Genomic DNA, 26,955 nt, shown 5'->3' with positions numbered 1-26,955 from the left:
ACTCCGCACAGTGGACCCGGGTGTGCGGCTCACCTGGTGCGCACGGTGAACCGGCCGACCGCCAGAGAGCCGGGGTCGAGGCGTACGCCGAAAGCGGGTGACCACCCGGCGAGGGTGACCTCGTCGACCGCCGCGCTCACCGGGGCGTCGTGGATCTGGGTCCAGGCGCCCTCGTGCTCGACCCAGGTGGTGAGCCGGCCCCAGCGCAGCAGCACCGCGATCCGGTCACCGGCCTCCCAGCGGTACGCCGCACAGCACCCGCCGGTCGCCTCGGACCGGGACGCGCCGCCCACCTGCACGTCGGCGCCGGAGCTGCCGTGGAAGTTGTTGTACCAGGCCAGGGCGTTGTCCCGGGATCCGGCGGACGCGCCGAGGAACAGGCTGTCCTCCGGTGACGCCCCGGAGAAGCGGGACGGTTCGACGATCACGGCGGTGCCCCGCGCGTCGCCTCGCACGGGCGCGGCGAGCACGGCGAAGGCCCGGCCGGTCGCGGTGGCGGTCAGCGCGCCGCCGGACACCGACAGCGCCGGCGACGGTTCGGCCACGGGGTGGTCGACGCGGTACTCGCCGAGCCGGTCGGTGGTGAAGTCGTCGTCCCACGCGACCGTCGCGTAGTCGGCCGGGTCGAACTGGTACGCGGTCCGGGTGATCGCCGAGCTGACCCGGCCGAGCGCCTTGCCGGAGCGGGCCAGGGCACGCAGCGGGAGGCGGTCGGTGAGCCGCGCGTCCGCCGGGACGGTCACCTTCCAGGTGGTGGTGAGCGTGTCACCGGCGGCCAGCAGGGCGGTGCTCGCGGCGGTCACCGGGGTCGCGGTCCAGCCGCGCGGCACCTCCAGCTCCACCCGTACGTCCGGGGTCGCGGCTGTGGCGGTCACCCGGCTCTTGACCCGGACGGTGTCACCGCCGTCGACGGACAGGGCGGCGGGCATCTCCACACGCAGGCGGTTGTCCGGCCGCCGCCACGACTGCAGGGCGGTGATGCCGACCGCTCCCCCGTCTGCCCGGGCGGCGACCACGCGCAGCCGGTCGGTGCGGATCGGCGGGTCGACCACGATCCGGTTGACGGCCCGGGCCGCCGGCGTCGCCGGATCCCGGCGCTGACCGGGCACGTCCTGCCAGACGCCGGCCTTCTCGTACTGCAGCGCGACTGTGTCGGGTGTCCGCACCCCACCGCCGTCGTCGTAGAAGTCGAGGCGCACGTCCGACACGACCGAGGCGGCGCCCAGGTCGACCTCCAGCCAGTCAGTCCGGTTCGGCGACTGCCAGGTGGTCCAGCGGGTGGCCGGGACGTCCAGGTGGAAGTTCTGCCCGTCGATGGCGTCGGCCGCCTTGTCGCCGGACCACGTGTAGGAGGCCCGGGCCGCGGGGTAGCCGCTCTCGGCCGGGTTGGCCGCGTCGTCGACCGGGGCGGGCAGGTTCTCGCCGGCCGGGCGCACGCCGAGCTTCACCCGGATGTCGCCGGGAGCGTCCCGCTGCTCGGTCAGCACACCGTCCACATAGACCCGGAAACCACTCCCCCGCCCGTACGCGGAACCGGTCTTGTCCCAGAGAACCGTCAGGTTGTGACCGTGGTACGGCACGTTCTCGACGGCGTAGTGGTCCCAGCCGGCCGGGGCGAGCGGGGCGATCCGCACGCTGTTGTCCGGCTGGGCGCGGATGCCGAAGAGTCCCGACAGCACGATGTCGGTGAACGTGGAGTGGTTGTAGTCCTCGCTGTGGCCACGCCCGTCGTAGATCCAGCGGTCCTCGTCCGGGTGGTGCGCCTCGGCGACGTACGGCCGGCCGTTCTTGCGTTGCGTCAACGCGTACCCGCGAAGCAAGGTGTTGAAGTCCTCGGAGTCCACATAGGGCTGTGCCGGGTAGTCGAGCAACTGGTTGCTCAGGGCGGTGAGCGTCTGGCTGGTGGCGTAGGGCCAGCTCGGACCGTCCCAGCGGCAGCAGCCGTCGAGCGCCTCGTGCATGAACCACGGGCTGCGCCGCTCGGTGGTCGTCGGGCCGTACGCGGCGGCGAACCCCTGCGGGTCGGTCAGTTGCGCCCACGCCTTGGCGTTCGCGGCCGGCGGCATGTGGAAGTACCAGGGCACGTAGCCCATCAGCTCGCGGTCGTCGATCGGCGTGGTCGCGTCGCGCTGCACGTGCTTGTAGAAGTCGCCGTCCCAGAGTTGCCGCTCCAGGTTGCGGCTCAGCGCCGCCGCCTCCCGGTCGAGTTTCGCGGCGCCGGCGTCGTCTCCCGCCCGGCGCAGCAGCATCGCGAGCGCCTTGGCGTCGCCGTACTGGTAGGCGTTGAGCGTCGGCCGGAAGCCGTCGCCGCCGTGATAGGGATCGGCGGTCTGGTACGAGCCGGCGGTGAACTCCATCGCGTCCCACACCGGCGTCTGCCAGTAGAGACCTCGAGTTCGATCGAAGTTCGACTTCTTCCAGCCCTCGTACTGCTTGCGCAGCCGCGGCAGCCGGTCCAGCAGGAACCGCCAGTCACCGGTGACCTCGGCCCGGGCCACCGCCGCGTCGACCGCCCAGAACGAGTACTGGTGCGCCCAGTCGGTGGTGTTCTTGTTCAGCCCCTCGGTGGCGGGCTTGGCCTGCGAGCCGGACCCGCTGAGCCAGTAGTCCAGGTAGTCGTCGAGGTACCGCGGGTCGCGCAGCCACCGTCCCTCGTAGACGTGGTGTCCCGCAGCCGCGTTGATGCCTCCGTTGGGCGCCGAGTAGCCGACCGGGCCGAGGAACTCGGTGACGATCCAGCCGTCCTCGGGTCCGGTGTACTTCAGCGCCTCCTTGAAGGTGCGCCAGCGGTAGTAGTAGGTGTCCCGGATCTCCCGGTCGGGCAGGTCGACGAACGGGATGTTCGCCTCGTACCAGGCCGGCTCCGGCACGTCGCCGAGGAGCGCGCGGTGGTCCAGGAAGGCGGTCCCGTTCCCGGTCGCGGGATAGACGGGCTGGGGTTCGCTTGCGTACGCCGGAACGGCCGCCATCGCCACCGCCAGTGTGGACACGGCCACCGCTGCGGCCAACCGCACGAATCTGCTCACGATTCCCCCACTGACGCACATCGATTCAGCGCATCGAAACAGATGCGCACACGTAACGTCAAGGAAACATGTTCGGAAACGTGCTAGATGCCTGGAGTGACCGCGTCGGACGGGTCTCCCGACGGGATCGGATTGAAGGAGAGCGTGCTGTCCTTCGCCTGCGTCGTGACGGTCACCGACCAGCCCTTGCCGGTCAGCCCGAGCCGCCCGCCGGTGTCGCCGCCGACCTGGTACCCGGCCGCCGGCCCCTTGCTCCGGTAGTGGGCCAGGACGGCGGCCGGCTTCGGCTCGGCCAGGATGATCGTGGTGCTCTCCCCGGTGACGATGCTGTCGGTGACCTTGCTGCCCGGCGGCAGGCCGAGGCCCGGCGCGACCCCGCCGATCTTCTTCCCGTCCACGGTCACCTCGTGCCCGCCGGGCGCCGCCGAAGCGGTCGACGGGGCGAACGGAGCCTCCGCCGACGGGGACGCCGCCACCGGGGCCGACACCACCGACGCCGAGGGCGACGGCCCGGCCGCGGACTGCGGCGTCGCCGACGGCGGGGACGACTCACAGCCACCGAGGCCGATGATCGCCGTGGTCAGGACAAGGCCGGCACGTCTCATGCTCACGGTCACATGATGCCCTGTGGACGCTCACCGCGTCCGGCGCCGTCAACCAGGCGATGCGATGTGGCGAGCACACCGTCACCGAGATCCACGGCGAGTCCGGCCGCGGCGGCGGCTCACCGTGGAGCTCGGCGCATTGCCCGGGCCGGACCGCGAGGCGGTGTCGTCCGCTGCCACGTGAGCGGCCGAGCCCCTGTCGGACGTGTCCGCGGACCCCTCGTGTGAGACGTCGTTCGTGCTGGTCAGACGATTAGGGAAGTCTTGCCAATGTTTCCGTGGAGGTAAGGCGCATCGGACAGCGGCGGTACGTTGGGTGCGACAGCATCGGCCGACGACCCTCCGGGCGCGGCGCGGTCACCGAGCCTAGGCCACCTGGGGGCCGTGATGACGCAAGCGGTATCGGAAAGAGTTGACGATGAGGTGCGCCAGGAGCAGGTGGGGTTCGCGGTGGCGGTGCAGGCCTACATCGCCACCAGCACCGACGGCCGGGTAAACGGGTGGAATCCAGCCGCCGAGAGAGTTTTCGGCTACAACGCCGCAGAGGCCTGTGAGGGCGACCTCACCGACCTGATCATCCCGGCCCGGTTCCGCGAGGTATACCGCGCCGACCTCGCCCGTCTCGCCCGCCTCGCCGGTGGTGATCCCAGCCGAGTCCTCGGACAGCAGCTTCAGCTGACCGCATTGCACCGCGACGGCCACGAGTTCCCCATCGAGATGACCCTGACCGTCACCGAGGAGCCCAGCGGGCGCATGTTCCACGCCTTCGCCCGCGACATCACCAGCGCGCGCCGGGCCGCTCAGTTCGCCGACGTCCAAGCCGCCATCGCCCTGGGGCTGGCCGAGGCGGACTCCAGCACCGTCGCCGCGCACCGGATGGTCGAGGCCCTCGGCGTGAAGATGGGCTGGCCGGTCGTTGAACTGTGGCTGGTCGACGATCACCGGCAAGTGCTGACCTGCGCAGCCCGCCACGTCGAAGCGGACCGGCAGCTGAGCGACTTCGCCCTGGACGTACTCGAGCTCGGCGTGGCGCTGCCCGGCCGGGTCTGCGCCGACGGCACCGGCCGATGGATCGCGGACCTGAGCACCGACACGATGTCGTTGCGCAGCAGCGCTGCCGCGCGTATCGGGTTGCACGTCGCGGTCGGTGTGCCGGTCTCCACCGGCCGTTACACCCTGGGCGCGCTGTGCGTTTACGGCGATCGGGTGGAACACCCCGAAGACACCCTGCTCGGGCTGCTCGGCGGGCTCGCCGCCCACGTAGGGCAATACCTCGAGCGGCGCCGGGCCGAGGAACTCGCCGTGGAACTGGCCCACACCAAGGACGAGTTCCTGGCCATGGTCACCCACGAACTGCGTAACCCGCTGGCGGTGATCAGCGGCGCCGTCGCGGTGTTCGATGACGAACTCGACGAACTGACCACCGAGCAGCAACGCGAATACCTACGCGTCATCGCGCGCAGCTCGCAGCGCCTGTCGGTGATGACCGACGACCTGCTCGACCTGGCCCGGCTCGAATCCGGACAACTCGCCGTCGACCTGGTCGACACCGACCTGTGCGCCATCATCAGCGAGGCCGTACACGCGAACACCGCACCAGCCGTCGACAAGCAGCTCACGGTGACCATGCAGCTGCCCCAGCGGCTCAACCTGCACGCCGACCCCAACCGGCTGCGCCAGGTCGCCGACAACCTGCTCACCAACGCCATCAAATACACCCCCGCCGGCGGCACGATCACCATCACCGCCGGCCTCGACGACACCAGCCACATGATCAACTGGACTGTCGCCGACACCGGCATCGGCGTCCCCCCGGACGAACAACCCCGGCTGTTCCGCCGCTTCTACCGCGCCTCCACCGCCCTGGACAAACGCATCCCCGGCACCGGCCTCGGCCTCGTCATCACCCGCACCATCCTCGAACGCCACCACGGCACCATCGCCCTGGCCCACCACACCGGGCCCGGCACCACCTTCGTGGTACGGCTACCCACCACGGCAACCCTCACCTGCCCTGAGAACGAGACCCACGGCCTTCCCTTCGATTGAGCTCGTTCGCGATTCCAGCGACCCGCACGGCTCCTACTTTCGTCCCAGAGGGCCGCCCGCCATCCAGCGCGTCTGTCACTTCGCCGCGGTGCTGAGGGCGGTTCGTACGGCGGTGAGTAGCGCCGTGGTGGTAAACGGTTTCGGCAGTACGGTGACGCCGGGTTTGAGGACGCCGTATCGGTTCATGAGGTCGCCCGCGTAGCCGGACATGAACAGGATTCCGGTGTCGGGTCGTTTTTCGTGCAGGTGTTCGGCGAGTTCGTCGCCGAGCATGCCGGGCATGATCACGTCGCTGAGCAGAAGCTGGATGGTTCCGGGGTGGTGGGCGGCGAGTTCGAGCGCGGCGGGGCCAGTGGCGGCGGCGAGGACGGCGTAGCCGGCCTTGGACAGGGTCCGGGTGAGGGTGTCGCGGATGCCGTCTTCGTCTTCGGCGACCAGGATCGTTTCGGTGCCGCCGGCCGGGGTGGCTTCGTCTGCGGGCGTCTCGACGGGTTGATCGGTGCGCGGCAGGTGGATGGTGACGGTGGTGCCGTGGCCTGGGCTGGATTTGATGTGCAGGGTGCCGCCGAGTTGGTTGACGATGCCGTACGCGGTGGCGAGTCCGAGTCCGGTGCCCATGCCGCGCCCTCGGGTCGTGTAGAACGGTTCCACGGCGTGCTTGAGGGTTTCCGCTGTCATTCCGTGTCCGGTGTCCCGGATCGTCAGCCGCGCGTACCGGCCCGCCGGTATCGGCATGGGGTCCTGCTGATCGGCGGGAACTTCGACGTTGGCGGTGGCGATGGCGAGCGCCCCTCCGTCGGGCATGGCTTGATCCGCGTTGACCGTGAGGTTGAGCAGGATCTGGGCCACGACGGTAGGTTCGGCGGCCACGGGTCCTAGATCGGCTGCCAGGTCGGTGACCACCCGCAGCCTTGTCCCGACGGTGGGCGCGAGCAGTGCGTTGGACTCCCGGATGGCCTGGTTGAGGTCCATCGCCGAGCGATTGATGACCTTCCTGCTGCCGAAAGTCAGCAGTTGCTGGGTGAGGCCGACCGCACGTTCCCCGCCCTTGCGAATCTGTGTCAGATCGCTGAGCAGGGCCACGCTTGTCTCGGCGTCCAGCCGTTCGGTCGCGGCCAGCTCGGTGATGGACTCGGAGACGAAGTTCTCGAACGCGAGAACGGAGCCCAGGATGTTGTTGAAGTCGTGGGCGACGCCGCCGGCGAGCGTGCTGAGGCTTTCCAGCCGTTCGGTGGCCCGGTCTTTGGCCTCGACGTCCTGCCCGCGTTCCGCGGCCCGGCTCCGCTCGTCGGCTTCGACGAGGGCCGTCACGTCGTCGACGGTGGCGATGAAACCGGCGTGTTCGCTGTCCTCGTCGTGGATCGCCCTCACCTGGACGTTGGCCCAAAGCACATTCCCGCCCGGCTGCTCGACGCGGCAGCGGTACTGGTCTCGGCCGTCGCGGGCTTCACGGCCTCGCGCCACACGGAGAATGGCATCGTGGTCCACGTCGCCGGCACAACACAGCCAGCCCAGGGCGAGCAGATCCTCCGCGGGCCGGCCGATGATCTCGGTGAGTCTCGTGTTGACGTAGTTGGCGTACCCGTCGTGGTCGCCGAAGACGATGCCGACCGGCGAGGCGTCGGCCATGAGCCGGAACCGTGTCTCCGTATCGCTGAGGGCTTTGTCCTTGTCGAACAGTTTCGCGCTGACCGCGCGCAGGTAGCTCTGGTCCGCCTTGGCGGTGTCGACGGATCCCGCGGATGTCCGGCCCTCGGCGAGCACTTCGTCGACAGTGTGCATGAGTTCCTGTGGATCCGAGGACTTGAGCAGGACTCGGGCCACGCCACTGGCCTCGGCGAAGGGGCGGGTTTCGGCCTCGAGGTAGTTGGCCGTGTAGAAGACGATCGGGGTGCGGGCGGTGTCCTCGGCGGCCCGCAGTTCCCGGGTCAGTTCGTAGCCGTCCATGCCCGGCATCAGGATGTCGGTCAGGACGAGGTCCGGGTGCTGAGCGTGGGCCATCGACAGGGCCTCGGCACCCTCGTGGGCCTCGATCACCTGATGTCCGGCGTATCCGAGGACGGTGCGCACCAGCTCGCGGTTGGTGGCGTGGTCATCGACTACCAGGATGATGGCCACGGTCAGGATCCGGAATTGCTGTGCAGCAGGGCGCCTACTCTTTCGAGCAGCGCCGCCGGCTCGATGGGACGGTTGATGACGGGAGCCGCGCCGCCGTCCATCAGCGGACTCTGCCAGTCGGCGGTGCTGGTCACGAACGCGAACGGCAGGACCGCGAGGCTCGGCACGCCGCGAAGGTACGACAGCAGTTCGGTGCCTGACTGCCGGCCGACGTGGATATCGGAGAGCACCAGATCGGGTTGCTCGGCCTCGACGGCGGCGATCGCGTCCTCGACCGTGAGCGCGGTCCGCACCCGGTAACCGTGCGGTTCCAGCACGCTGCGCAGCAGGGTCTGGTTGATCGGGGAATCGTCGAGGGCCAGGACGTCGACCGTGTACTGTCCGGCGAACTCCGGTTCGGCAGTCCCACGGTGGTGGTCCTCGTCGGGGACGGGAGGGTGTCCGCGCAGGCCCTCGGGCAGGCGCGCGCCGATCTCCGCGGCGAAGGTCTCCGGGTCGATCGGCTTGGTCATGTAGTGATCGAAACCGGCGCCCAGTGCCCGGTCGCGGTCGCCGACCATCGCGAACGAGGTCACCGCCACGACCGGCACGGTGGCCAGGCTCGGTGTCGCGCGGAGGGCGGCCAGCGCTTCGTAGCCGTCGATGCCGGGTAGTTGCAGGTCCATGACGACGAGGTCGGGGCGTGACGCCTGGGCGAACTGGACTGCTTCCTCGCCGGTGACCGCAGCGACGACGGTGTGGGTGTGCGCCTCAAGGATGTACTGCATGAGCTGCAGGCTGTGCGGGGTGTCCTCGACGACCAGGATGCGGGCGCCCGAGGCGGGCTGTGTCACGGCCCGGTCAGCGTGACGGTGAAGACGCTGCCCTGGCCGACCACACTGGTCACCGTGATCGCGGCGTCGATCAGTTCGGCGAGCTTGTGCGAGATGTGCAGCCCGAGCCCGGTGCCCTCCTCGGACGCCTTGGTGGTTGCGGCGCTGCGTTCGAACGCCCGGAAGATCCGTTGAAGGTCGATCTCCGGCACGCCGGGCCCGGTGTCGCGGACCTCGATGCGCAGCCCCTCGCCGTTGGCGGGGATCACGCACACTCGGACCTCACCGGTGTCGGTGAACTTGATCGCGTTGTTGACGAGGTTGATCAGGATCTGCCCGAGCGCACGACGGTCCGCCATGGCGATCACCGGTGCGTCCGATCCCTCGACGCAGAGCACGAGGCCCTTGCCGGTGGCCGTCGGCTGCAGTGACTGCACGACCTCTTCGGCGACCCGGCCGCAGTCGACCGGTTCCAGGGCGATCTCGACGCGGCCGGATTCGATCTTCGCCAGGTCGAGCAGGTCGTTGATGATCGACAGCAGGTGCTTGCCGCTGGTCTGCACGAGGCGTAGCTGGTGTTCCTGCTCGGCGTTGAGCGGCCCGGGGAGCTTCATCAGGACCGTGCCGGTGAAGCCGATGATGGCATTGAGCGGAGTGCGTAGTTCGTGGCTCATGCTGGCCAGGAAGTTGTCCTTGGCCTGGCTGGCCCGTTCCAGCTCGATGTTCTGTTCCCGCAGGAGCTTCTCGAAGCGGCGGCGATCGGTGATGTCGCGGACCGCGGCCATGGTGAGGCGCCCGCCCGGTGTCTCGAGGGCACTCAAGCTGACCTCGACGGGGATCTCGGTGCCGTCCTTGTGCAGCGCCGCCAACTCGGTCCCGGCGCCGACCTGGCCGGCATCGACCGGGCGCAGCCCGAGCGGGAGCAGGATCTCGACCGGCTGGCCCATCAAATCGTCGCGGCCGTACCCGAACAGGCGCTCGCACTGGGCGTTGACCAGTTCGATGGATCCGGAGGTGTCGACGCCGAGGATGGCGTCGGGGGCGACCTCGATCATCCACCGGAACTTGGCCTCGGCGTTCTTGCGGTCGCTGATGTCGCGGACCGCTTCGACGACCATCAAGCCTTCGTCGGTGTTGACGGCCGACAGGGCGATCTCGATGGTGAACTCGCTGCCGTCCTTGCGGAGACCGGCCATCTCCAGCGCGGACCCGAGGGCCCGGTTGGCGGAGTCGGTGAGGTAGGCAGCGCGATGCCCGCGGTGCATGTCCCGAGCCACAGCTGGGACGAGCATCTCGACGGTCTGACCGATCAACTCGTCGCGGCATACCCGAACAGACGCTCGGCCTGCGCGTTCATCAGCAGAATCCGACCACCGGAGTCCACCCCGACGATGGCGTCCGGTGCCGCCTCCAGGACCGCGTCCGCTGCCCGTGACGCATGCTCCAACACGGCAACCACCTATCCATCCCCGTACGTCGGAAAAGCTACGCTATTTCATGATAGTGAGCGTGGCCGATCGAGGGGGAGGTTGCCCGGATCCCGTGACCGGGGATGGTCGTGGCGGGCCTGATGCGGTGCCGGGGCGGAACCAGAATCCGGCAGAACGCGATTCAGGGCGATTCGGGCTCGGTGTCGCCGGCGAACCACGCCACCTGGGCCGGGGCCGTGGACCTTGCGGCGACCAGGGCGGCCCCGGCGTGCTCGATCAGCGTGGCGGCGTCCTGGGCGGCGTCAGACTGCGCGATACCCAGGCTCGCCTGCACGCTGAGCGTGCGGCCGTCGATGGATATAGCCTCGTTGACGATGCGCAGAATGCGTTTGGCGATGCCCTCGACGGCGGCGTGCCCGACATTTTCCAGCAGGATCCCGAAGTTGTCGGCCTCCAGCCGGGCAACCAGATCGCGGGGGCGCACCGCCCTCCGCAGCCGCTCGGCGACCTCGATCAGCACCGCGTCACCGGTCGCTCGCCCGTGTTCGTCGTTGACGGCGGTGAACCCGTCCAGGTCCATGAGCATCAGGCACAGCCGGGTGCCGCCGGTCGTGTCGATCGCGAACCGGACCTCTTCCTGAAACAGCGACCCGTTGGCCAGGTCGGTCACGTCGTCCTTGGCCTCGGGCATGGACAGTTCCCAATGGGACGGGTCTGGTGTGTCCTCGTGGGCCGGAGCAGCCACGGGTACGGCCACTGTGGTGATCGGCACCGGCCAGGTGCCGGAGCCGGTCGCGTACCAGTAGGTGGTCGATTCGTCCTGCACCGAGAACATGGTGGAGTCCTCGGTGGGCCAGTGCGTGATGAGCAGGCTGTACCGTTCGGCCAGGCGGACCAGCGTGCGGAACTTGGTGACCCGCACGACCTGGCGCCCGGCCGGGGGCGCTGTCGGCGTCACCTCGACGAGCAGCGGGCGGTAGCGCCGCTGGATGTCCTCTTCCTCGGCGACCGGGCGGTAGCGGCGGGCGGCGACCAGGAAGGCGATGGCCAGCAGGGAGCCCAGCAGCAGCGCGGCCGAGACGGCGCGGGCGGTGGAGACTCGGACGAGATCCCGGCCGCCGGCGGCGAGGGTCTGAGGAACGACGATGCTGGTCGGCTTCGGAGCGGGGTCCGTCACGACGAGGCCGCCGTCGGCGACGGTCAGCACCGCCGGGGTGAGCTTGAGTTTCAGCGCGGGGGTGAACGGCGTCCCGGTCGCGGTGGCGACGCGCGCCACGATGGCCACCTCCACCTCGCCCGAGCCCATCCCGGTCGCCTCGGCGCCGGTATCGGCCCGTGCCTGCAGCGCGTCCAGGTCCAGGTGCACGGTGCCGGTGTAGGCGGTGCCGGAGAAGGACCGTCCGGGTGAGAGCGGCACGGTGGAGTGCCAGCCGCTGGCGTTGGACAGCCGGGCCGCCACCGAGATCTGACCGGGTGGCCCGGTGTAGGCGTAGGTGACCACGATGTCGTTGGCCACCGTGCGGAACACCGGATCCGGCGAGGTGACGACGGTTCCGTCGTAGGCCGCGGTGGGTTCGACCGTGGTCGCGTAGGAAAAGGTCACCGTGCGGGCCGGGGGTTGCGGCGCGGGCACGGACCGAGACGGCGGCCGGGTCCACGCCGCGATGCCGAGCGCAGCGCCGGGCAGGCCGAGCGCGGCGAGCACGAGCGCGGCGACGCGCAGCCGGGGTGAGCGCAGGGCGGCCAGTGCCGCCGTCATGCCCGGCGCCGCGGGCGGTTCGATGTTCGTGCCGGCCATGCGTAGCCTCCGTCGTCTGCGGTGCCGCACGGCGGTGCCGGTACCCATCGCCAGCATGAACGCGGCGCCGGCGAGCACCGGTGGGCTGGTCAGCCGCCGCAGCCAGATGCCGCCGGCCGGGATGTGCAGGACGGCGTGGCCCAGCAGATCCGCCGCCCTGGGGTGCCCGGGATCGATGGACTGGTTGTTGTCGCCCTTGGTGGTGAATCCGTCCGCGTCGCCGCCGATGATGCGATGCAGGATGGTGACGCCCCCGCCGTGGTAGGCGACGATCTGACCGCGGTGGTACGAGGAGGAGCGCACCACGACGACGAGGTCCCCAGCGCGGTAGAGGGGCTGCATGCTGACGCCGTTGGTGACGACGTAGGAGATCCGGTGGGTCAGTGCGGCCCACCCGCCGAGGACCAAGGTCCCGGCCAGGACCACAGTCACCACCAGCCACAGTCTGCGGCGCATGCCCACCCCGGATTGACGCTACCAAAGCCCAGATGCCGGCCCGCCCCAAAGGGGGCGAACCGGCATCACAGTCATCGGTCAGAGACCGCCCACGCTCAGGCGACCGTGACGGTGATCTGCTTCAGTGTGGCGCTGGTGACGACGCCGTCGGATGCTGTGATGGTGCAGAGGTAATTGAGGCGGTTTGAGCCGACGTTGTTGACGCAGTCGACCGAAGCCGCGCCAATCGGTGTGGTACCTGCGTCGCTGTAGACCCCGAGATCGACGGTGGACCCGAGCTGGAGCGGAGCAGCGAACACCAACGCGATCGAGTCGATGTCTTCCTCGGTGGCGTTGTAGTGGACAGTGCTGATGGCGGCACCGGTGACGGTCTGGATCGCCGAGCCGACGCCGACGGCCTGGGTGGTGATAGCCGGGCCGGTTACGCCGGACGCGGTGAAGGCGGTGCCGCCGGCGGCGACCATGCCGGCCACTGCCAATGATCCGAGAAGCTTGATCGGTAGGTTCATGGGGCTCTGCTCTCTTTCGGTAGTCCGGCTGACCTGACGGTCCCGTGACTTTGCGTCCCCGACTCGCACCGGGTTTGCCCTTATCGATAGACCCGACTGCCACGTTGGCCCGGGGGCCAGATGAACGCCGGTCTCTGTGCACCCCAAAATCTGCGCCCCGCCGGTAGCGATGCACGTGCCCGCCCCAGTGCAACTGGGTTGCGGCCGGCCGAGCCCGCCCGCCGACGCGCTGTCCGCCCGGCCGGGCCCGGCGTTGGTGGCGTTCGCTGTGGATGCGGCCGCGTTCTCGTCTTTGGGCGGTGATCACGTCGGGGGGCCGGGCGTCGTAGCGGACGTGGTCTGAAAATTAAGCGACCCACCTCCGATGCCGATCAGAAGGTCAGAAACCGAGCGCGGCCGGGTGCGCTACAGGGGGAATCCATGGCGACATCACGGCGCCGGCCCGGCGGCGAACCGCGGAAGATGCGCCACCTGGCAGGCCTGAAGCGCCGTCGGGAGTTCCAACGCGAGTTGGACGCTCGCGTCCGGACCGCCTCCGACGGTCAGCCGGTCGTAATGTTGACGCTGGGTCTGAACGACCTCAGGGGGGACATCCGCGTCGCGTTCGGGACGGCCGCCGGCGATGCTGTCATGGGCGAGTTGGCGACCCGGCTGACGGGCCTCGACCGCCTCGGATGGCGGGTCACCCGCATCGACGAGGGCGTCTTCGCGGCGCTCGCCCCCGCCTCCGGCGCCGGCCCGGACGACCCGGTCACCCGGTTGATCTCTGTGCTGACCGACCCGGCCAAGGCCGGCCAGGACATCCGGGTACAGCTGGCGGCCAGCGTGGGGGTTGCGTCGTGGTCGGCCGGTCCGGCATCCGGACCGGCATTACTCCGCGGCGCCAGGTCCGCGATGCATACGGCGAATTCCGGGCACTGGTCCTGGGCGTTGTACGACGCCTCGGCGCGGGACCAGGCCGGCGACCGGTCAGGGCCGGCGGCGGAACTGCGGGTGGCGGAACTGCGGGTGGCGATCGCGGCCGGTCAGTTGGAGGTGCACTATCAGCCGATCGTCGACCTGCGGACCGGGCAGGCGGTCTCGGTGGAGGCGCTGGTGCGCATGCGGCACCCCGTCCGCGGGCTGGTACCGCCGGCCGAGTTCATCGACCTGGCCGAGCGGTACGGCTTGATCAGCGCCGTGACCACGGTCGTCCTGGACACCGTCGCCGAGCAGGCCCACGCCTGGGCGCGGGCAGGCCGGTCGCTGCCGTGCGCGGTGAACCTGAGCGTCGTCTGCCTGGTCGACCCGGCCTACTGCGAACGGCTGGTGACGACGCTGGCCGCGCTGACGGGCCTGGTGACGGTCGAGGTCACCGAGTCGGCGATGGCCGATGAGCGGGCGATCACGGTCCTGCGACGGCTGGCCGCCGCCGGGGTGGAGTGCCAGATCGACGACTTCGGAACCGGCTACTCCTGCCTTGCGTCGCTGAAGGGCCTACCGGCCACCGTCGTCAAGATTGACCGTGCGTTCATCGCCGATATCGAGACCGACGTCCGGGACCTCGCCATCGTGAAAGCCATCCTGAACCTGGCGAACGAACTGGGCCTGAACGTGATCGCCGAGGGTATCGAGACCCAACCCGTGGTCGACCTCCTCCTGGCCGCGGGTGTGGTCCGCGGCCAGGGCTACTGGTTCGCCCGGCCGATGCCCGCAGCCGACCTGGACGCATGGCTGGACTCCCGGCCCGTCGCCACCGAGAACCGCGGTCCTGCCCCGTCCACCGGCACCGCCAAAGACACCACGCAGGTCCTCCTTGACGGCGCCCGCGCGCTGCTGCGGGTGGACTCGGTCGAACAGGCGGTCGGCGTACTGATGCGTGCCGTATCCGACCTCGGCGGCGCCACCGTGCCGGCCATGCGCTGCCCCGCCGACGCGATCCCGATCGACGTCAGCCTCGGTGAGGCCGATCCGCTCCTGCCGGTCGCCCCCGTCGGCAGCCCCGCCCGGCACGACCTGGAGCGACTGCTGCCCCGCCTGGTCGAGGACGCCCGGACCGCCGCGGACCGGGCCACCCGCCTGGCCAGGCTCACCGACCAGGTCGACACCGACCCACTGACCGGACTGGGCAACCGCCGCGGGCTGGCCCGAGTCCGGAAGCTGCACGACGCGGACTCGATCGCCATGGTCGACCTGGACCACTTCAAGCAGGTCAATGACACCTACGGTCACGCGGAGGGCGACCGGATACTGGTCGCGTTCTCCCGGGCGATGCGCCAGCACCTGCGCTCCAGCGACCTGGTATTCCGGCTCGGTGGCGAGGAGTTTCTGCTGATCATGCCCGCCACCACGCCCGAGGGCGTGCTCAAGGCGCTGGAGAACCTGCGCCGACGGTGGCACTCCGAGCGGATGCATCCCGTCACCTTCAGCGCCGGGGTGACCGCCGTGGAGGCGGGCGACCTCAGCACCGCCGTCCTGTCTGCCGACATCGCGCTGTACGCCGCGAAGCAGGCAGGCAGAGACCGCTTCGAGTTGGCCTCCCGGCCGGGTCAACCGGAACTGGCGGTCGAGGTGCTGTCCACGTGAGCCTGCCCCTGGCCGACATGCTCCTGCTGGACCTGGCCACACCCGACCGAAGATCGGCCGCCGCGCAGTGCGCCACCCTCATCCGCAACGGCATGGCCCTGGACCAACTGGTGGACGAGGGGCTGGCACCGGCCATGACCCAGGTCGGATCGCTGTGGCAGACGGCCGTCTGGACGGTCGTCGACGAACACACGGCCACCGCGGTCGCTGAGGCCGGGCTCTCGGCGGCCGCGGCCGAATGCAACGCCCCCCGCATGCACGGCGAGGTGGTGCTGGCCTGCGCCGAGGGCGACTGGCACAGCTTGCCAGCGCGCATGGTGGCTGAGGTGCTCGTCACCCACGGCTGGCCGGTGCGCTTCCTCGGCGCCTCGCACCCCACCGACATCCTGGTCGACCATCTGGTCCGGCACCGGCCCGACGCGGTGCTGCTCAGCTGTGCGGTGCCGATGGCGCTGCCTGCCTTGATGCGGGCCGTACAGGCCATCCGCGCCCTGGAACTGCCGGTCTACGTCGGCGGGCGGGCACTGGGCAACGGCCCCCGACGGGCGCGGGCGCTCGGGGCGGACGGGTGGGCAACGAACGCGGCCGGGGCGGTCGAACTGCTGACCCGCCGGCCCCGGCACACGCCGACCCACGACGTGACTGCCCGACTGGACGCCTACCGGGCCGGGCAGTCGTTGCTGTCCGGCTGGGCCGACGACGCGACGGGCGCCCTCGCCTCACTGATGCCGGTCGTCGACGACTACTCCCCCGAGAAACGAGACCGCACCCGCGCGGACCTGGCGCACCTGCTCGACATGGCCTGCGTCACGCTGCTGCTGGACGACCCGACCCTGCTCGCGGAGCAGTGCGACTGGCTCAACGACGTCTTGGCAGCCCGATGCGTACCACCCGACGCGGTCACCCATGGCCTCACGGCCCTCCTCGGAACCAGCCCACCCACCGCTCCGGCACCCAGCGTCACCGCCGCTCTGCACCGGGCCAGGCAACATCTCGCCGGACAGTCTCAGGACCGGCCGGTGTCGCCGAGCGGTGCCACAGTTGCTGACGATGTCCGAGCCCGGTCTCGCAGGGCTCGATCTTCGATCGAGAGTTCGTCGAACGACGGCGTAGGTCCGGACTAGCTCTTCCGGGCCGGCGGAGTGCTGGCGAAGATGGTCGCGTTCCTCGCGGAGCCGGTCCCGGTCCGTGTCCGGCCGGTGTGTCGCGGTGTCCCTGCGGCCGGCCTGCGCTCGCACCCGGGCGTGGCCGCGTCGTTCTTCGGCTGCATCGGCAATGCGACGTCGACGTCATCGCCCTCTCCGAATCTCCACGCCGTGGTGCTGGCTGGTCCGCCACTGCACCTGAAGGAACTCATACGCCAGATCCGGATCCCGGGGCACCTCGATATAGCCGGCCCGAGCCAGCCCATGCGGGCTGGTCCTCGCGTTCGCCCTGCCGTCCGCACTGGTGGTCGCCCTGGTCGGCACGTTGTCGGCGGTCTGCGCACACGACAGCGTCACCTCGCGCCTTTCTCCGACCGGTCCGCGCGTTGCCGATCGGCGCGCTCCGCGGCGAGGTCGCCGCCTGATCCTGGCGCGCCTCGGTCTGCGGAACCGCGTGCAGGCGGCGCTGCCGGCTTGTCAGGCAGGGCTGACCCTCGCCGTTATGGTAAAGGGCGCCGCACAATCGAAAATCTGATCTCAAAGTCTTGGGAGCCTTCGATGGAAACGCTAGCCTTCGTCGGTCCGGCGGTCGGCCTCGTCGCGCTCGGCGTGACCATTTTGTTCAACCTGAGACCGGCGGCGCGCGAGCGCAAGGTGAAAAGTTCTCAGGCCGAGTTCATTCACCAGCGACAGCAGATGAACGCCAGCCGGCTGCGGCTCAGCCAGCGAGCAGCCGAAATCCATCTGGGTGCTGACAAAAACCTGTTCCGGGTCGCCGGAACGACCCTGCTCGCCGAAAAACGGTGGCTCGTCGAGAGCCCCGTCAAGCTCACCGACATAGAATGCCGCTGGGATTCGGATGACGCCGGCACCGACCCTGCCATCGCCGATTTGACCCGCCACGTTCTGCCGTTCCGGGCACCCGGCAAGCGTTTTGACTCCTACAGCTCCGCGATGGCCGCACTGTGCCCGCCCGGCATCTTCCGCAACCAGCCCAGTTACCGAATGACCGCGTTCGATTTGACCGCCGATCCGCCGTGGGTGACGTTCGGCATGTGCCAGTACTTCGACATGATCGACGTTTCGGAAGCCCTGGCCCACGAGATGTCGGTCGAAGTCGGCCAGAAGTTCCGCCTGCGCAGCGAGTTTCTCCGGGACGCACTGGCGATGGATCGTCGTGTAGTTCTTCCGTCCATCGGCACCTTGACGATCGTGAGGCGCCGGGCCGCAGATCCCATCATCTTCCTGCACGAACGCAGTGGAATCGCATTGGCGATCGCCACGGACCTCTATCAGGTAATTCCGGCCGGCGCCTTTCAGCCCGCATCGAGGATGCCCCAGGGCTACCTCGAGGACGACTTGAATCTCTGGCGAAATGTGATGCGAGAGTTCGCCGAGGAACTGCTCGGTGAGGATGAATACTCCGGCGCTAAATCGGGTCGGCCGATTGACTACGACCAGGGATTGTTCGGCCGACTCGAGCAGGGCATTCAGGACGACAAACTCAGCGTCTACTGCTTTGGCTTCGGCCTCGACCCTCTGACATTAACGGCCGATTGGCTCACCGTGGCCGTGTTCGACGAGGAATTTTTCTCGACAGCTTTTCCCGATGTGGTCGAGGAGAACTCCGAGGGCGGCGTTATCAAGAACATCCCTTTCACACAGAGCACCGTCGAACGATTGGGCCACACCTTGGCCCCCTCCGGGGCGGCCTGTCTGGCGCTGGCCTGGGAGAACCGGGAGCTGCTCCTCGGCTCGGCGCTGAACGACCGCGGTTTGGAACCGTGACCACGATGGCGTCAGGTCGGTGAAGGTCCGGGACGGGCACTCGGCGTCCTGGTAGGTCTTGGCCCGCCCCGGGCGTGGCGGCGGCCCATGAGACGATCTCCCGGTACCACTCGCCGGCGATGTCCGGAACGTCCTTGATCTTGTCAACGCGGATATCCCCAGAGCCTCGTGATCCGGCGCCGCCGGCACATCGGTCGTCGGTCACGGATGACCCCTTACTGAAGTGAGCGGCGTGGGCCTCGACTTCAAGAGCATCCCGGTCCCGCTGGACGCCGATCCGGTGCGGGCGATCCGCGCCGACCCCGCGCTGCGGGCGACGGCCGAGGACTACCCGTCGTTCGGCGTCCGGTTCGGCGACGAGCGCTTCGCCGGAAGCCGGCGGTGCTCGGATCCGGCGTTCCCGGCCGGTACGGCGGACCGGATCGACGCCCTGGACGTCGCCGCGGCACGCCGCGGGTTCTCTGTCGCCGAGATGGCCCGGAACGGTGTCTACAAGGTGCGGCAGGGCGACCCGCATGACGGCGCGTTCGCCCGGGTGCTCGCCGATCTGCGGTCCTTCGCCGACCATTGCCGCGACACCGCCGCGCGCGAGCTCGGCCTGATCATCACGTTGTTCTGAAGGGGCAGACATGGATTCGGACCCGACGCGGTCGATGCGGTTCACCGGCGGGCTCGCCGCGGTCGTGTTCGCGGTCGCGGTGCCGTTGATGCTCGCGCTGCTCGTCGCGCAGGACAGCGACCGCACCCCGCGGTCGGTGCTCGGCCTGCTGGTCGTGGGCATCCCGGTCAACCTGGCCGGAGTCTGTTTCGCGGTGCGCGCGATGGCCGACAACCGGCCGGAGACCGCGTCCCGCCGGCTCGGCATCGCCTGGGGCGTGATCGCCGTCGGCATGCTGATCATGCTCGGCGGCAATGCCCTCCTTCGCCTGTGAGACAGAGGGCAGCGGCGCCCACTCGGGCGGGGCGCCGCTGCGTCGCGAAGTGTAGGGCGTCGCCAGGTCGTCCGGCATCGGGGCCGTGGAGCATTCCCTGCTGACCGGACCGGTCGACCGTGGATCCGCTGTAGCCTGCCCGGATGGCTGTCCCGGCGGTCCTTGCCCGCCTCGACCTGGACGGACACACTGACCGGATGGGTTCCCACCGGGTCCGCGCCGAGCTTGACGACGAGCTGCTGACCGCGGCGTCCGAGCGGGGCGATCCGCCGGCGTCCGCGAGCCGGGCGCTGCTCGCTCTGCAGGGGACGGCCGGCAACCGGGCCGTCGCGCAAGCCCTCGGCGCCTCCTCGAGCCGCCGCTCCGGCGACGCGGCCCGGTACTCCACGACCGACAGCGCGATCGCCAACGCGGCGTCGGTGATCGGGCTCGGCGCGGGGGCGGCATCGCTGACCGGCGCCGTCACGTTCACCTCCAGCGGTTTCGCCGCCACGGTCGCCAACCCGCTGGCGTTCACCAAGAACGGCGCCGACCTGCGGGTGGCGAGCCAGCGGTACCGCGCCACCGGCAGCGTGACGGCCACCGGGCCGGCCGCCCGCATCGGCGACTACGAGATCGGCTTCCTGCAGACGGTCTTCGAGTCCACGCGCAACTTCTACTACGAGCCGCCGGGACACACGCCGGGGTTGTTCGAGCAGCTGCTCCCCCAGATCTTCAGCGACCGCAAGAAGGTGTCCGACACCCTCAGCGCCATCCCGGTGCGGGACGGCGACGCGGGGCAGGTGCCGTGGTACGGCCCGGAGACCGTCGACCAGTTCGCCGCCACCGACCCGAGCACCAAGGTGAGCACCATGTCCGACACCCCGAGCTCCACCCAGCCGTGGAAGCTGGGCAGCGGCGCCGACGAACAGCACCTGGTCCGCACCGACGGCCGCGACCGGTTCCGCAGCTGGCTCGCCGTCAAGGACAAGAACTCGGATACGGCCATCCCGCTGAGCTACGCCGACTGGGAGGTCGGTTACGGCACCACGGTCACCGTCAACCCGGGCTCGCCGGCGGCAAGCGTGGTCACGGCCGATCCGGCCTCGGGGGCCAAGGTGACCGGTACGGGCGACGGCTCCGGCGGCATCTGGCCGCTGCACGAGGACCCGGTCGCCAACGACGTCGCGACCGAGGAGCACTCGACGTGGTGAGGTCGCGCCGCTCACCCGAGCCGCCGAGCTGGCTCACCGTCGTCGAGTCCGCGTCGGCGGCGTTCACCGGCACCGCGCGGGTGGTGGCCGACGCTCCTGCGGCAACCGCCGCGCGCGGGACGGGTTACCGGGTGACCGCGGAGATCGAGCCTGGTCGCGTGCTCTTCGGCGCCGGCGAGCCGGTGACCGTTCAGGGCGAGACGAGCCGTCCGCCGGAGAGACGGCTGGACCCGGACGGGCCGGCCTTCCCACCGGACTCGTTGCGCGAGGTTCCCTACTGGGATCAGGCACGCTCGGGAAGGCCGGCGCCGGTGCTGTGTGTGCTGGGCGAGCCGCCCGTGGTGCGGACGCTGATCGACGCCTTCGACGATCTGCCGTTCGCGGTCGAGGTCATCCGGGGCTGGGCCGGGGACGGCGACGGAGTGGAGAGCAGCCTGCGGGGCAAGCCGGCGATCTGTTACGTCGCCGGGTTCGAGCTGTTGCTGCGCACGGAGTCCGACGTGCCCGGCCTGGTGGGCCGGATCCTGCGGATCCCGGAGCGGCCCGGTGGCGCGGTGCGCGGGATTCTCGCGCTTCTTCCGGTGGGTACGACCGACGCGGCGGCCCTGGCACGCGTGCTGCTGGATGTGCTGGCCGCCGAGCAAAGACAGCCGGAGGCCGTGGTCGCGCTGCTGAGCTGGTTCGACGCCAACCGGGGGCTGATCGCCGGGCTGGACGGGGAGATCCGGGCCGAGGCGGAACGGGTCGCCGCGCTGCCGTTCGAGAGGTACTGGCAGGAGCAGGTCGCCCGGTCCGCGGCGCCGCTCACCGGCCGCTCGTAGCGAGGGCGAAGTCGTTCGAGGCGTCCCGGACGTGGGCGCTGGACAGCACGTTCAGCAGGCCGAGGCGTTGCAGCCAGGGCGCCGCACGGAACTTCAGGTTGCGGCGGCGCAGGTCGCGTGCCGTCCGAGGGAGGACGTTCGAGCCGGAACGGAGCGCCGGCGCCTGGCTGCGGTCGACGAAGGGGCGCAGCCGTCGCTCGTACGCCAGGAAAGCGGTTTTGGGGTTGAGGGGGTCGGCGGTCAGCTCGGCGTCGACCGGGTTGACCTTGGCGATGACGTCGCCGAGCGCGAGGGCGGCGACCGGGCGGCCTGCCGCAGCGCGTGCGTGACCTGCCGTTCGACCTGTTGCGCGGGGAGGCGCTGCTGCACCTGCGACCGGCCACGGACGAGAGCATCGTGTCCATCGTGGACGAGGTCTTCCTGCCGCTGGTCCGGGACTACAGCGGCCGAGCCTGAGAGCTGGTCAGCGCCCGCGCGGTCTCGACGGCCCGGGCGGCGGCGACATCGGTGGCGTGGCCGTCGGGGCGGGCGAAGAAGCCGTCGAAGAGCAGCGACGTGTAGCCGTGCGCCACGGCGATCGTGGCCTCGACGAGCCGGATGACATCCTGGTAGGAACCCGGTCCCGCCGCCACGGCGAGGTCCACGATCGTGGTCATCAGGGCCCGGGTGCGCTCGCGGCGCTCCTCGTCCACCAGCTCGGACAGCCCGGCCGCGAAGATGACCGTGATGCCCGCGCCCGTACGCGTCACGAATGTGACGTAGGCCCCCGCCACCGCGGCCAGCCTGTCCCCCGCGTCGTCGCCGGCGGCGTCGGTGGCCTCGACGATCTCCGCGCGCAGATCGCGCGCGGCCGCCGAAGAGACCGCGCCGAGCAGGTGATCACGGTCCGGGAAGTGCCGGTACGGCGCAGCCGAGCTCACCCCGAGCCGGCGCGCGACCGCGGCGACCGAGAACCCGTGCAGACCGGACTCGGCCAGCAACCCGAAGCTCGCCTCGATCAGCGCGGCCCGAAGGTCACCGTGGTGGTAACCCATGTCTCAGTTGCCTCCTCGTAAGAGGGCTCTTACATTAACATGTGAGAGCCCTCTTACATCGGCAGACATCGCAGCATCAGCAGGCACCGCAACATCGGCAGACATCGCACGGAGGCGTCGTGACCATCCGGCTCGGATACCAGATCCCCAACTTCACCTACCCCGGCGTACCGGCCGAGGAACTCTTCGACACCGTCGTCGCCCAGGCCCGGGAGGCCGAGGCCACCGGGTTCGACACGGTGCTGGTGATGGACCACTTCTACCAACTGCCGGGCATCGGCGCGCCGGAGAACGCGATGCTCGAGGCCTACACGACCCTCGGGGCGCTGGCCACCGCCACCTCGACCGTCCAGCTGTCCACGCTGGTCACCGGGAACACGTACCGGAATCCCGCCCTGCTCGCGAAGACCGTGACCACCCTCGACGTGGTCTCGCACGGGCGGGCCGTGCTCGGCATCGGCGCCGGCTGGTACGAGCGGGAGCACCACGACCTCGGCTACGAGTTCGGGACCTTCGGCCAGCGCTTCGAGAGGCTCGAGGAGGCGCTGACGATCATCGCGCCGATGCTGCGTGGCGAGGAGGGCAACCTCGAGGGCAAGTGGTACACGGCCCGCGGCGCCATGAACAACCCGCGGTACCGGTCCGCCGTCCCGATCATGCTGGGCGGCAGCGGCGAGCAGAAGACGTTCCGGCTGGCCGCGCGCTTCGCCGACCACATGAACATCATCTGCGACGTGGACGACCTGGCGCGCAAGGTGTCCGTGCTGCGCGAGCGGTGCGAGGAGATCGGCCGCGACCCGGCCACGCTGAAGACCAGCTACCTGGTCATGGGCATGGTCGGCGAGACCGAGCAGGAGGCGAAGGAACTCGGCGAGACCATCCCCGACGACCGCCGCAACCGCGCCTTCCTCGGCACCCCCGACCAGGTCGCCGAGCAGCTGAACGAGAAGGTCCTCGGCGCCGGCGTCGACGGCCTCACCATCAACCTGATCCGCAACGGCCACCGCCCCGGCGTGGTCGCCCAGGTGGGTGCGGCGCTGCGTCCGCTGGTCAAGGCCTGATCGGTACGGGTTACGGTGGCCGCATGACGGAAGCGGCAGTGACAAGCGTGGATTCGGGACCTCGGCGGGTGAGCCGGCGGGTGCTGGTGAACGCACCGGCGGCGGAGATCTTCGCGCTGGTGGCGGATCCGCACCGGCACGCGGAACTGGACGGCTCCGGGACCGTGCGGGACGTGCCGGTCAAGGGGCCGCACGCGCTCAAGGCCGGCGACCGGTTCACCGTCGGGATGAAACAGTACGGGCTGCCGTACTCGATCACCTCGGTGGTGACCGGGCTCGAGGCCGACCAGCTGGTGGAGTGGCAGCACCCGCTCGGGCACCGGTGGCGGTGGGAGCTGGCCGAGACCACGCCGGGCGTCACCGAGGTCACCGAGACGTTCGACTACTCGACGTCACGGTCGCCGCGGGTGATGGAGATCCTCAAGTTCCCGCCCAAAAACGCACACGGCATCACCGCCACCCTGAGGGCGCTCGCGGCCCGTTTCTAAGCTTCCTCAACTGCCGGGCTTTCGGGTCGATAACAGCGATGTGACCGGATCCGCCCCCGCCGTGCTGTCCTCCACCGCCGTCGCCGGCCTGCTCGACCGTGCCGAGCAGGCCCGGCTGGCCGGTGACTACCGGGGCGGCTGTGACCTGGCGTGGCAGGCGGCCGACCTGGCCACCGTCCAGCACGACGACGCCGGCCGGGCCGCGGCACTGCGGTCGATGGCCAACCAGCTGCTGCGGCTCGGCGAGCAGGAGCGGGCCGTCACCGCCTGCCGGGACGCGGTCGCGCTGCTGGAAGGCCTGGGCGACGACGCCGCGATCTGCGACGTGCTCACCGTGGAGGCCATGTGCCTCAACGAGCTGGGCATGCACGAGGAGGCCCTGGACGTGCTGACCCGGGGCCGCGACATCGCGCACCGGCTCGGCGCGCAGGACCTGCTCTACTGGGTGCACAACCGCACCGGCGTGGTGCACGGCAGCCTCGGCCAGTACGACCTGAGCACCACCTACCTGCTGACCGCCCTGCAGATGTCCACCAGCATGGACGCCGAGGCCCGGTTCTGTGTGCTCAACAACCTCGGTGACAACGCGGTGCACCAGGTGTCGCGGCGGCGGGCGGCCGGCGACAACGCGGGCGCCGAGACCACGCTGCGCGCCGCGCTGGGCCACGTCGACGAGGCGCTGCGGCTGGCCCGGGAGGCGGGCAACCCGTTCCGGGTCGCGATCAGCCTGGACAACTACGGCATGCTGCGCGCCCTGGGCGGCGACTTCGAAGCGGCGGACCAGATGATCGCCGAGGCCCGGACCATCGCGGTCACCCACGGGTACCACTCGGTGGAGCTGGGGACACTCCAGCACCAGGCCCAGCTGCGGCTGATGCGCGGACGGCACGCCGAGGCGATCAGCGGCCTGCAAGAGGCCCTCGACCAGTCGGTCGCCGCGGGCGAGACGCCGATGGCGATGGCCGTCCACCGGGACCTGTCGGAGGCGTACGAGAGCTTCGGCGACCACAAGTCGGCACTGGCCTCGTACAAGGCCTACCACGCGATGGAGCGGTCCGCGCACAGCGACGTCGCCGCCGCCCGCGCCCGCATGGCCGTGCACCAGTTCGAGCTGGACAACGCCCGCCTGGAGGCCGAGCTGGCTCGGGTCCGCAGCGCCGAGCTGGAACGGTCGAACCTGACCTGGCAGCGGCAGGCCAGCGAGGACTCCCTGACCGGCCTGCCGAACCGCCGGCACGCCGAGCAGCGCCTGCCGGAGATGGCCGCGGCCGGCCCGCTCTGCGTCGCGGTCGTCGACATCGACAAATTCAAGGACGTCAACGACCGCTTCGGTCACCACAGCGGCGACCTGGTCCTGCAGCGGATCGCGGGCGAGCTGATGGCTTCGGTACGCGACACCGACCTGGTCGCCCGGATGGGCGGCGAGGAGTTCCTGATCGCCCTCGCGGCCACCGACCTCGCCGACGCGGCATCCCGGTGCGAGCTGCTGCGCTCCCACGTGGCCGCCATGACCTGGCCGGACCTGGCGCCGGGCCGCCCGATCACGATCAGCATCGGCGTCGCCGCGGTGGGCCCGGACGCCGACCTGACGGCCGCGACCCGCCACGCCGACGAGAACCTCTACCGGGCGAAGCGCACCGGCCGCAACCGCGTCGAGGCCGGCTGAGTCGGCTTTCCGACGCGTGAAGATCCACACGGGCGGTGAACAACGTTCCGTCCCTTGCGTCCAAGTCCGACGTGCAGACATTGAGTGAACTGAGAAGCCGCCTCGCCGGCCCGGTCTTCGTCCCCGGCGATCCCGGGTACGACGAGGAGCGCGCCACCTTCAACCTGAACACCCCGCTGACGCCGGCCGTCGTCGTGGGCGCCGCCACGGCCGCCGACGTGCAGCACGCCGTCCGGTTCGCCGCCGGGAACGGGCTGGCGGTGGCCACCCGGGGCGGCGGTCATCTGCAGCCGCGTACCGGCGAGGGCCAGCTGCTGCTGACCCTGGACCGGATGACGTCGGTGACCGTCGACCCGCGGGCGTCCAGCGTCCGGATCACCGGGTCGCCGCGCTGGGGCGACATCACCGCCGCGGCCGGTGTACACGGGCTGGCCGCGGCGCACGGCTCGTCACCCACCGTGGGGGCGGTCGGCTATCTGCTCGGCGGTGGCATGAGCCCGGTGCTGGGCCGGCCCTTCGGGTACGCCTCGGATCACATCACCTCGATCGACGTGGTCACCGCGGACGGGCACCTGCGCACCGTCACCGCGACCGACGACTCGGACCTGTTCGTCGCCCTGCGTGGCTCGCGGGGCAACCTGGGCGTGGTCACCGGGATGGAGTTCGGGGTCTTCCCGGTCGCCACCGTGTACGGCGGCGGGCTCTGGTTCGCGGGTGAGCGCCTCGCCGAGGTGCTGCCGGCCTGGCGGGACTTCGCGGCGACGCTCCCGGACGCGGCCACCACGTCGATCAGCGTGCTGCGGCTGCCGCCCCTGCCCGAGATCCCGGAACCGCTGCGCGGGTCGTTCACGGTGCACGTGCGCTTCACCTACGTCGGCCCGGCGGCGGACGGGGAGCGGCTGCTGACGCCGATGCGGGCGCTGGGCGCGACGGTTCTGGACACGATCGCGGAGATTCCGTACGCCGAGTCCGGCACCGTCCACAACGACCCGGCGTTCCCGCTGCCCTACTACGACCGCAGCCTCGGCCTGCGCGAGCTGTCCGACGCCACGCTCGCGGCGCTGCTCGACCTGGCCGGGCCGGACTCGGGGTGCCCGCTGGTCGCCGTCGAGATCCGGCCGCTCGGCGGCGCCCTCGACCGTACGCCCGAAGTCCCGGACGCGGTGCCCTCACGCGGCCTGCCGTTCCAGTTCTTCGCGCTCGGCATCGGCGGTCCGGACACGGCGCCTCTCCTGCACAGCTACCTGGCCACCTGCGTCGACCGGCTGACGCCGTGGGCGGACCCGCGGAGCATGGTCAACTTCGTGTCGCCGGAGGAGGGGCGCACCCCGGCGGAGCTGCGTGCCGTCTACGGCGCCGACCTCTACGACCGCGTCGTCGCCGTCAAGGAGAAGTACGACCCGGACAACATGTTCCGGATCAACCACAACATCGTGCGCGTCTGACCGTTTCGGAGATC

The 26,955-nt window shown here is 70.3% G+C and carries 20 protein-coding genes, 1 pseudogene and 1 riboswitch; of the genes and pseudogenes, 13 read left to right on the top strand and 8 right to left on the bottom strand.

Annotated elements, in window-relative coordinates:
* Positions 1 to 29: 29 nt before the first annotated feature.
* Positions 30 to 3,026 carry an MGH1-like glycoside hydrolase domain-containing protein gene (locus tag QSK31_RS35510; protein WP_285689032.1) on the bottom strand — a complete coding sequence of 999 codons (2,997 nt, stop codon included), beginning with the start codon at positions 3,024 to 3,026 and terminating at the stop codon, positions 30 to 32.
* A gap of 83 nt (positions 3,027 to 3,109) precedes the next feature.
* Positions 3,110 to 3,637 carry a hypothetical protein gene (locus QSK31_RS35505; protein WP_285689031.1) on the bottom strand — a complete coding sequence of 176 codons (528 nt, stop codon included), beginning with the start codon at positions 3,635 to 3,637 and terminating at the stop codon, positions 3,110 to 3,112.
* 417 nt (positions 3,638 to 4,054) lie between these two features.
* Between QSK31_RS35505 and QSK31_RS35500 the strand changes: the two genes are divergently transcribed.
* Positions 4,055 to 5,680, top strand: coding sequence for a sensor histidine kinase (locus QSK31_RS35500; RefSeq protein ID WP_285689030.1), 1,626 nt, complete (start codon positions 4,055 to 4,057; stop codon positions 5,678 to 5,680).
* A 75-nt stretch (positions 5,681 to 5,755) separates the two neighbouring features.
* Here QSK31_RS35500 and QSK31_RS35495 read toward each other — a convergent pair whose 3' ends face one another.
* The 5 genes and pseudogenes from QSK31_RS35495 to QSK31_RS35475 all read right to left on the bottom strand — a co-directional run bounded on the left by QSK31_RS35495 (position 5,756) and on the right by QSK31_RS35475 (position 12,803).
* Complete coding sequence (locus tag QSK31_RS35495) at positions 5,756 to 7,798, bottom strand: hybrid sensor histidine kinase/response regulator (protein WP_285689029.1); 2,043 nt, start codon at positions 7,796 to 7,798, stop codon at positions 5,756 to 5,758.
* A gap of 2 nt (positions 7,799 to 7,800) precedes the next feature.
* Positions 7,801 to 8,631, bottom strand: a complete 831-nt coding sequence (locus QSK31_RS35490) for a response regulator (RefSeq protein WP_285689028.1) — start codon at positions 8,629 to 8,631, stop codon at positions 7,801 to 7,803.
* Positions 8,628 to 10,024, bottom strand: a pseudogene (locus QSK31_RS35485) (PAS domain-containing sensor histidine kinase); the annotation flags it as partial. The pseudogene QSK31_RS35485 and the gene QSK31_RS35490, both read right to left, overlap by 4 nt.
* 197 nt (positions 10,025 to 10,221) lie before the next feature.
* Positions 10,222 to 12,273 (bottom strand): DUF5305 family protein, encoded by a 2,052-nt coding sequence (locus QSK31_RS35480; RefSeq protein ID WP_285689027.1) that lies wholly within the window; start codon positions 12,271 to 12,273, stop codon positions 10,222 to 10,224.
* Between the two features lie 116 nt (positions 12,274 to 12,389).
* The gene (locus QSK31_RS35475; RefSeq protein ID WP_285689026.1) at positions 12,390 to 12,803 is read right to left on the bottom strand and encodes a hypothetical protein; all 414 of its coding nucleotides are present in this window, start codon (positions 12,801 to 12,803) and stop codon (positions 12,390 to 12,392) included.
* A 15-nt stretch (positions 12,804 to 12,818) separates the two neighbouring features.
* Positions 12,819 to 12,892, bottom strand: a riboswitch (cyclic di-GMP riboswitch).
* Positions 12,893 to 13,223: 331 nt separating this feature from the next.
* Here QSK31_RS35475 and QSK31_RS35470 point away from each other — a divergent pair.
* The 8 genes from QSK31_RS35470 to QSK31_RS35435 all read left to right on the top strand — a co-directional run bounded on the left by QSK31_RS35470 (position 13,224) and on the right by QSK31_RS35435 (position 21,703).
* Complete coding sequence (locus QSK31_RS35470) at positions 13,224 to 15,368, top strand: bifunctional diguanylate cyclase/phosphodiesterase (RefSeq protein WP_352244530.1); 2,145 nt, start codon at positions 13,224 to 13,226, stop codon at positions 15,366 to 15,368.
* A complete protein-coding gene (locus tag QSK31_RS35465; protein WP_285689025.1) occupies positions 15,365 to 16,492 on the top strand; it encodes a cobalamin B12-binding domain-containing protein in 1,128 nt (375 codons plus the stop codon). The genes QSK31_RS35470 and QSK31_RS35465 overlap by 4 nt, the downstream gene beginning before the upstream one ends.
* A 579-nt stretch (positions 16,493 to 17,071) precedes the next feature.
* Complete coding sequence (locus QSK31_RS35460; protein WP_285689024.1) at positions 17,072 to 18,301, top strand: hypothetical protein; 1,230 nt, start codon at positions 17,072 to 17,074, stop codon at positions 18,299 to 18,301.
* 232 nt (positions 18,302 to 18,533) lie between these two features.
* Complete coding sequence (locus QSK31_RS35455) at positions 18,534 to 18,920, top strand: hypothetical protein (RefSeq protein WP_285689023.1); 387 nt, start codon at positions 18,534 to 18,536, stop codon at positions 18,918 to 18,920.
* A 10-nt stretch (positions 18,921 to 18,930) separates the two neighbouring features.
* The gene (locus QSK31_RS35450; RefSeq protein WP_285689022.1) at positions 18,931 to 19,233 is read left to right on the top strand and encodes a hypothetical protein; all 303 of its coding nucleotides are present in this window, start codon (positions 18,931 to 18,933) and stop codon (positions 19,231 to 19,233) included.
* A 143-nt stretch (positions 19,234 to 19,376) separates the two neighbouring features.
* Positions 19,377 to 20,426 (top strand): hypothetical protein, encoded by a 1,050-nt coding sequence (locus QSK31_RS35445; protein WP_285689021.1) that lies wholly within the window; start codon positions 19,377 to 19,379, stop codon positions 20,424 to 20,426.
* Positions 20,420 to 21,247 (top strand): hypothetical protein, encoded by an 828-nt coding sequence (locus QSK31_RS35440; RefSeq protein WP_285689020.1) that lies wholly within the window; start codon positions 20,420 to 20,422, stop codon positions 21,245 to 21,247. The genes QSK31_RS35445 and QSK31_RS35440 overlap by 7 nt, the downstream gene beginning before the upstream one ends.
* Positions 21,248 to 21,568: 321 nt before the next feature.
* Positions 21,569 to 21,703 (top strand): hypothetical protein, encoded by a 135-nt coding sequence (locus QSK31_RS35435; RefSeq protein ID WP_285689019.1) that lies wholly within the window; start codon positions 21,569 to 21,571, stop codon positions 21,701 to 21,703.
* On the opposite strand, the gene QSK31_RS35430 is transcribed toward QSK31_RS35435, so the two are convergent.
* The gene (locus tag QSK31_RS35430) at positions 21,685 to 22,281 is read right to left on the bottom strand and encodes a TetR/AcrR family transcriptional regulator (protein WP_285689018.1); all 597 of its coding nucleotides are present in this window, start codon (positions 22,279 to 22,281) and stop codon (positions 21,685 to 21,687) included. The two genes, QSK31_RS35435 and QSK31_RS35430, sit on opposite strands and share 19 nt — an antisense overlap.
* 119 nt (positions 22,282 to 22,400) lie before the next feature.
* Here QSK31_RS35430 and QSK31_RS35425 point away from each other — a divergent pair, with 119 nt between their 5' ends.
* The 4 genes from QSK31_RS35425 (at position 22,401) to QSK31_RS35410 (ending at position 26,941) form a co-directional block, all read left to right on the top strand.
* The gene (locus QSK31_RS35425) at positions 22,401 to 23,342 is read left to right on the top strand and encodes an LLM class F420-dependent oxidoreductase (RefSeq protein WP_285689017.1); all 942 of its coding nucleotides are present in this window, start codon (positions 22,401 to 22,403) and stop codon (positions 23,340 to 23,342) included.
* 23 nt (positions 23,343 to 23,365) lie between these two features.
* The gene (locus QSK31_RS35420; protein ID WP_285689016.1) at positions 23,366 to 23,830 is read left to right on the top strand and encodes an SRPBCC family protein; all 465 of its coding nucleotides are present in this window, start codon (positions 23,366 to 23,368) and stop codon (positions 23,828 to 23,830) included.
* A 40-nt stretch (positions 23,831 to 23,870) separates the two neighbouring features.
* Positions 23,871 to 25,496, top strand: coding sequence for a diguanylate cyclase (locus QSK31_RS35415; RefSeq protein ID WP_285689015.1), 1,626 nt, complete (start codon positions 23,871 to 23,873; stop codon positions 25,494 to 25,496).
* Positions 25,497 to 25,567: 71 nt separating this feature from the next.
* On the top strand, positions 25,568 to 26,941 hold the full coding sequence (locus QSK31_RS35410) for an FAD-binding oxidoreductase (RefSeq protein WP_502873061.1): 1,374 nt from the start codon (positions 25,568 to 25,570) through the stop codon (positions 26,939 to 26,941).
* The last annotated feature ends 14 nt before the right edge of the window (positions 26,942 to 26,955 follow it).

This window comes from Actinoplanes sp. NBRC 103695 (genome assembly GCF_030269485.1).
In the GTDB taxonomy this organism is placed as follows: domain Bacteria; phylum Actinomycetota; class Actinomycetes; order Mycobacteriales; family Micromonosporaceae; genus Actinoplanes.
The sequence above is the reverse complement of the archived record's forward strand: the minus strand, read 5'-3'. Positions and strand labels throughout refer to the sequence as shown.

Coding starts and splice junctions, on each gene's coding strand:
- QSK31_RS35475 (WP_285689026.1), bottom strand. CDS start 12,803: ATGAACCTACCGATCAAGCTTCTCGGATCATTGGCAGTGGCCGGCATG.
- QSK31_RS35445 (WP_285689021.1), top strand. CDS start 19,377: ATGGCTGTCCCGGCGGTCCTTGCCCGCCTCGACCTGGACGGACACACT.
- QSK31_RS35450 (WP_285689022.1), top strand. CDS start 18,931: ATGGATTCGGACCCGACGCGGTCGATGCGGTTCACCGGCGGGCTCGCC.
- QSK31_RS35460 (WP_285689024.1), top strand. CDS start 17,072: ATGGAAACGCTAGCCTTCGTCGGTCCGGCGGTCGGCCTCGTCGCGCTC.
- QSK31_RS35470 (WP_352244530.1), top strand. CDS start 13,224: ATGGCGACATCACGGCGCCGGCCCGGCGGCGAACCGCGGAAGATGCGC.
- QSK31_RS35420 (WP_285689016.1), top strand. CDS start 23,366: ATGACGGAAGCGGCAGTGACAAGCGTGGATTCGGGACCTCGGCGGGTG.
- QSK31_RS35430 (WP_285689018.1), bottom strand. CDS start 22,281: ATGGGTTACCACCACGGTGACCTTCGGGCCGCGCTGATCGAGGCGAGC.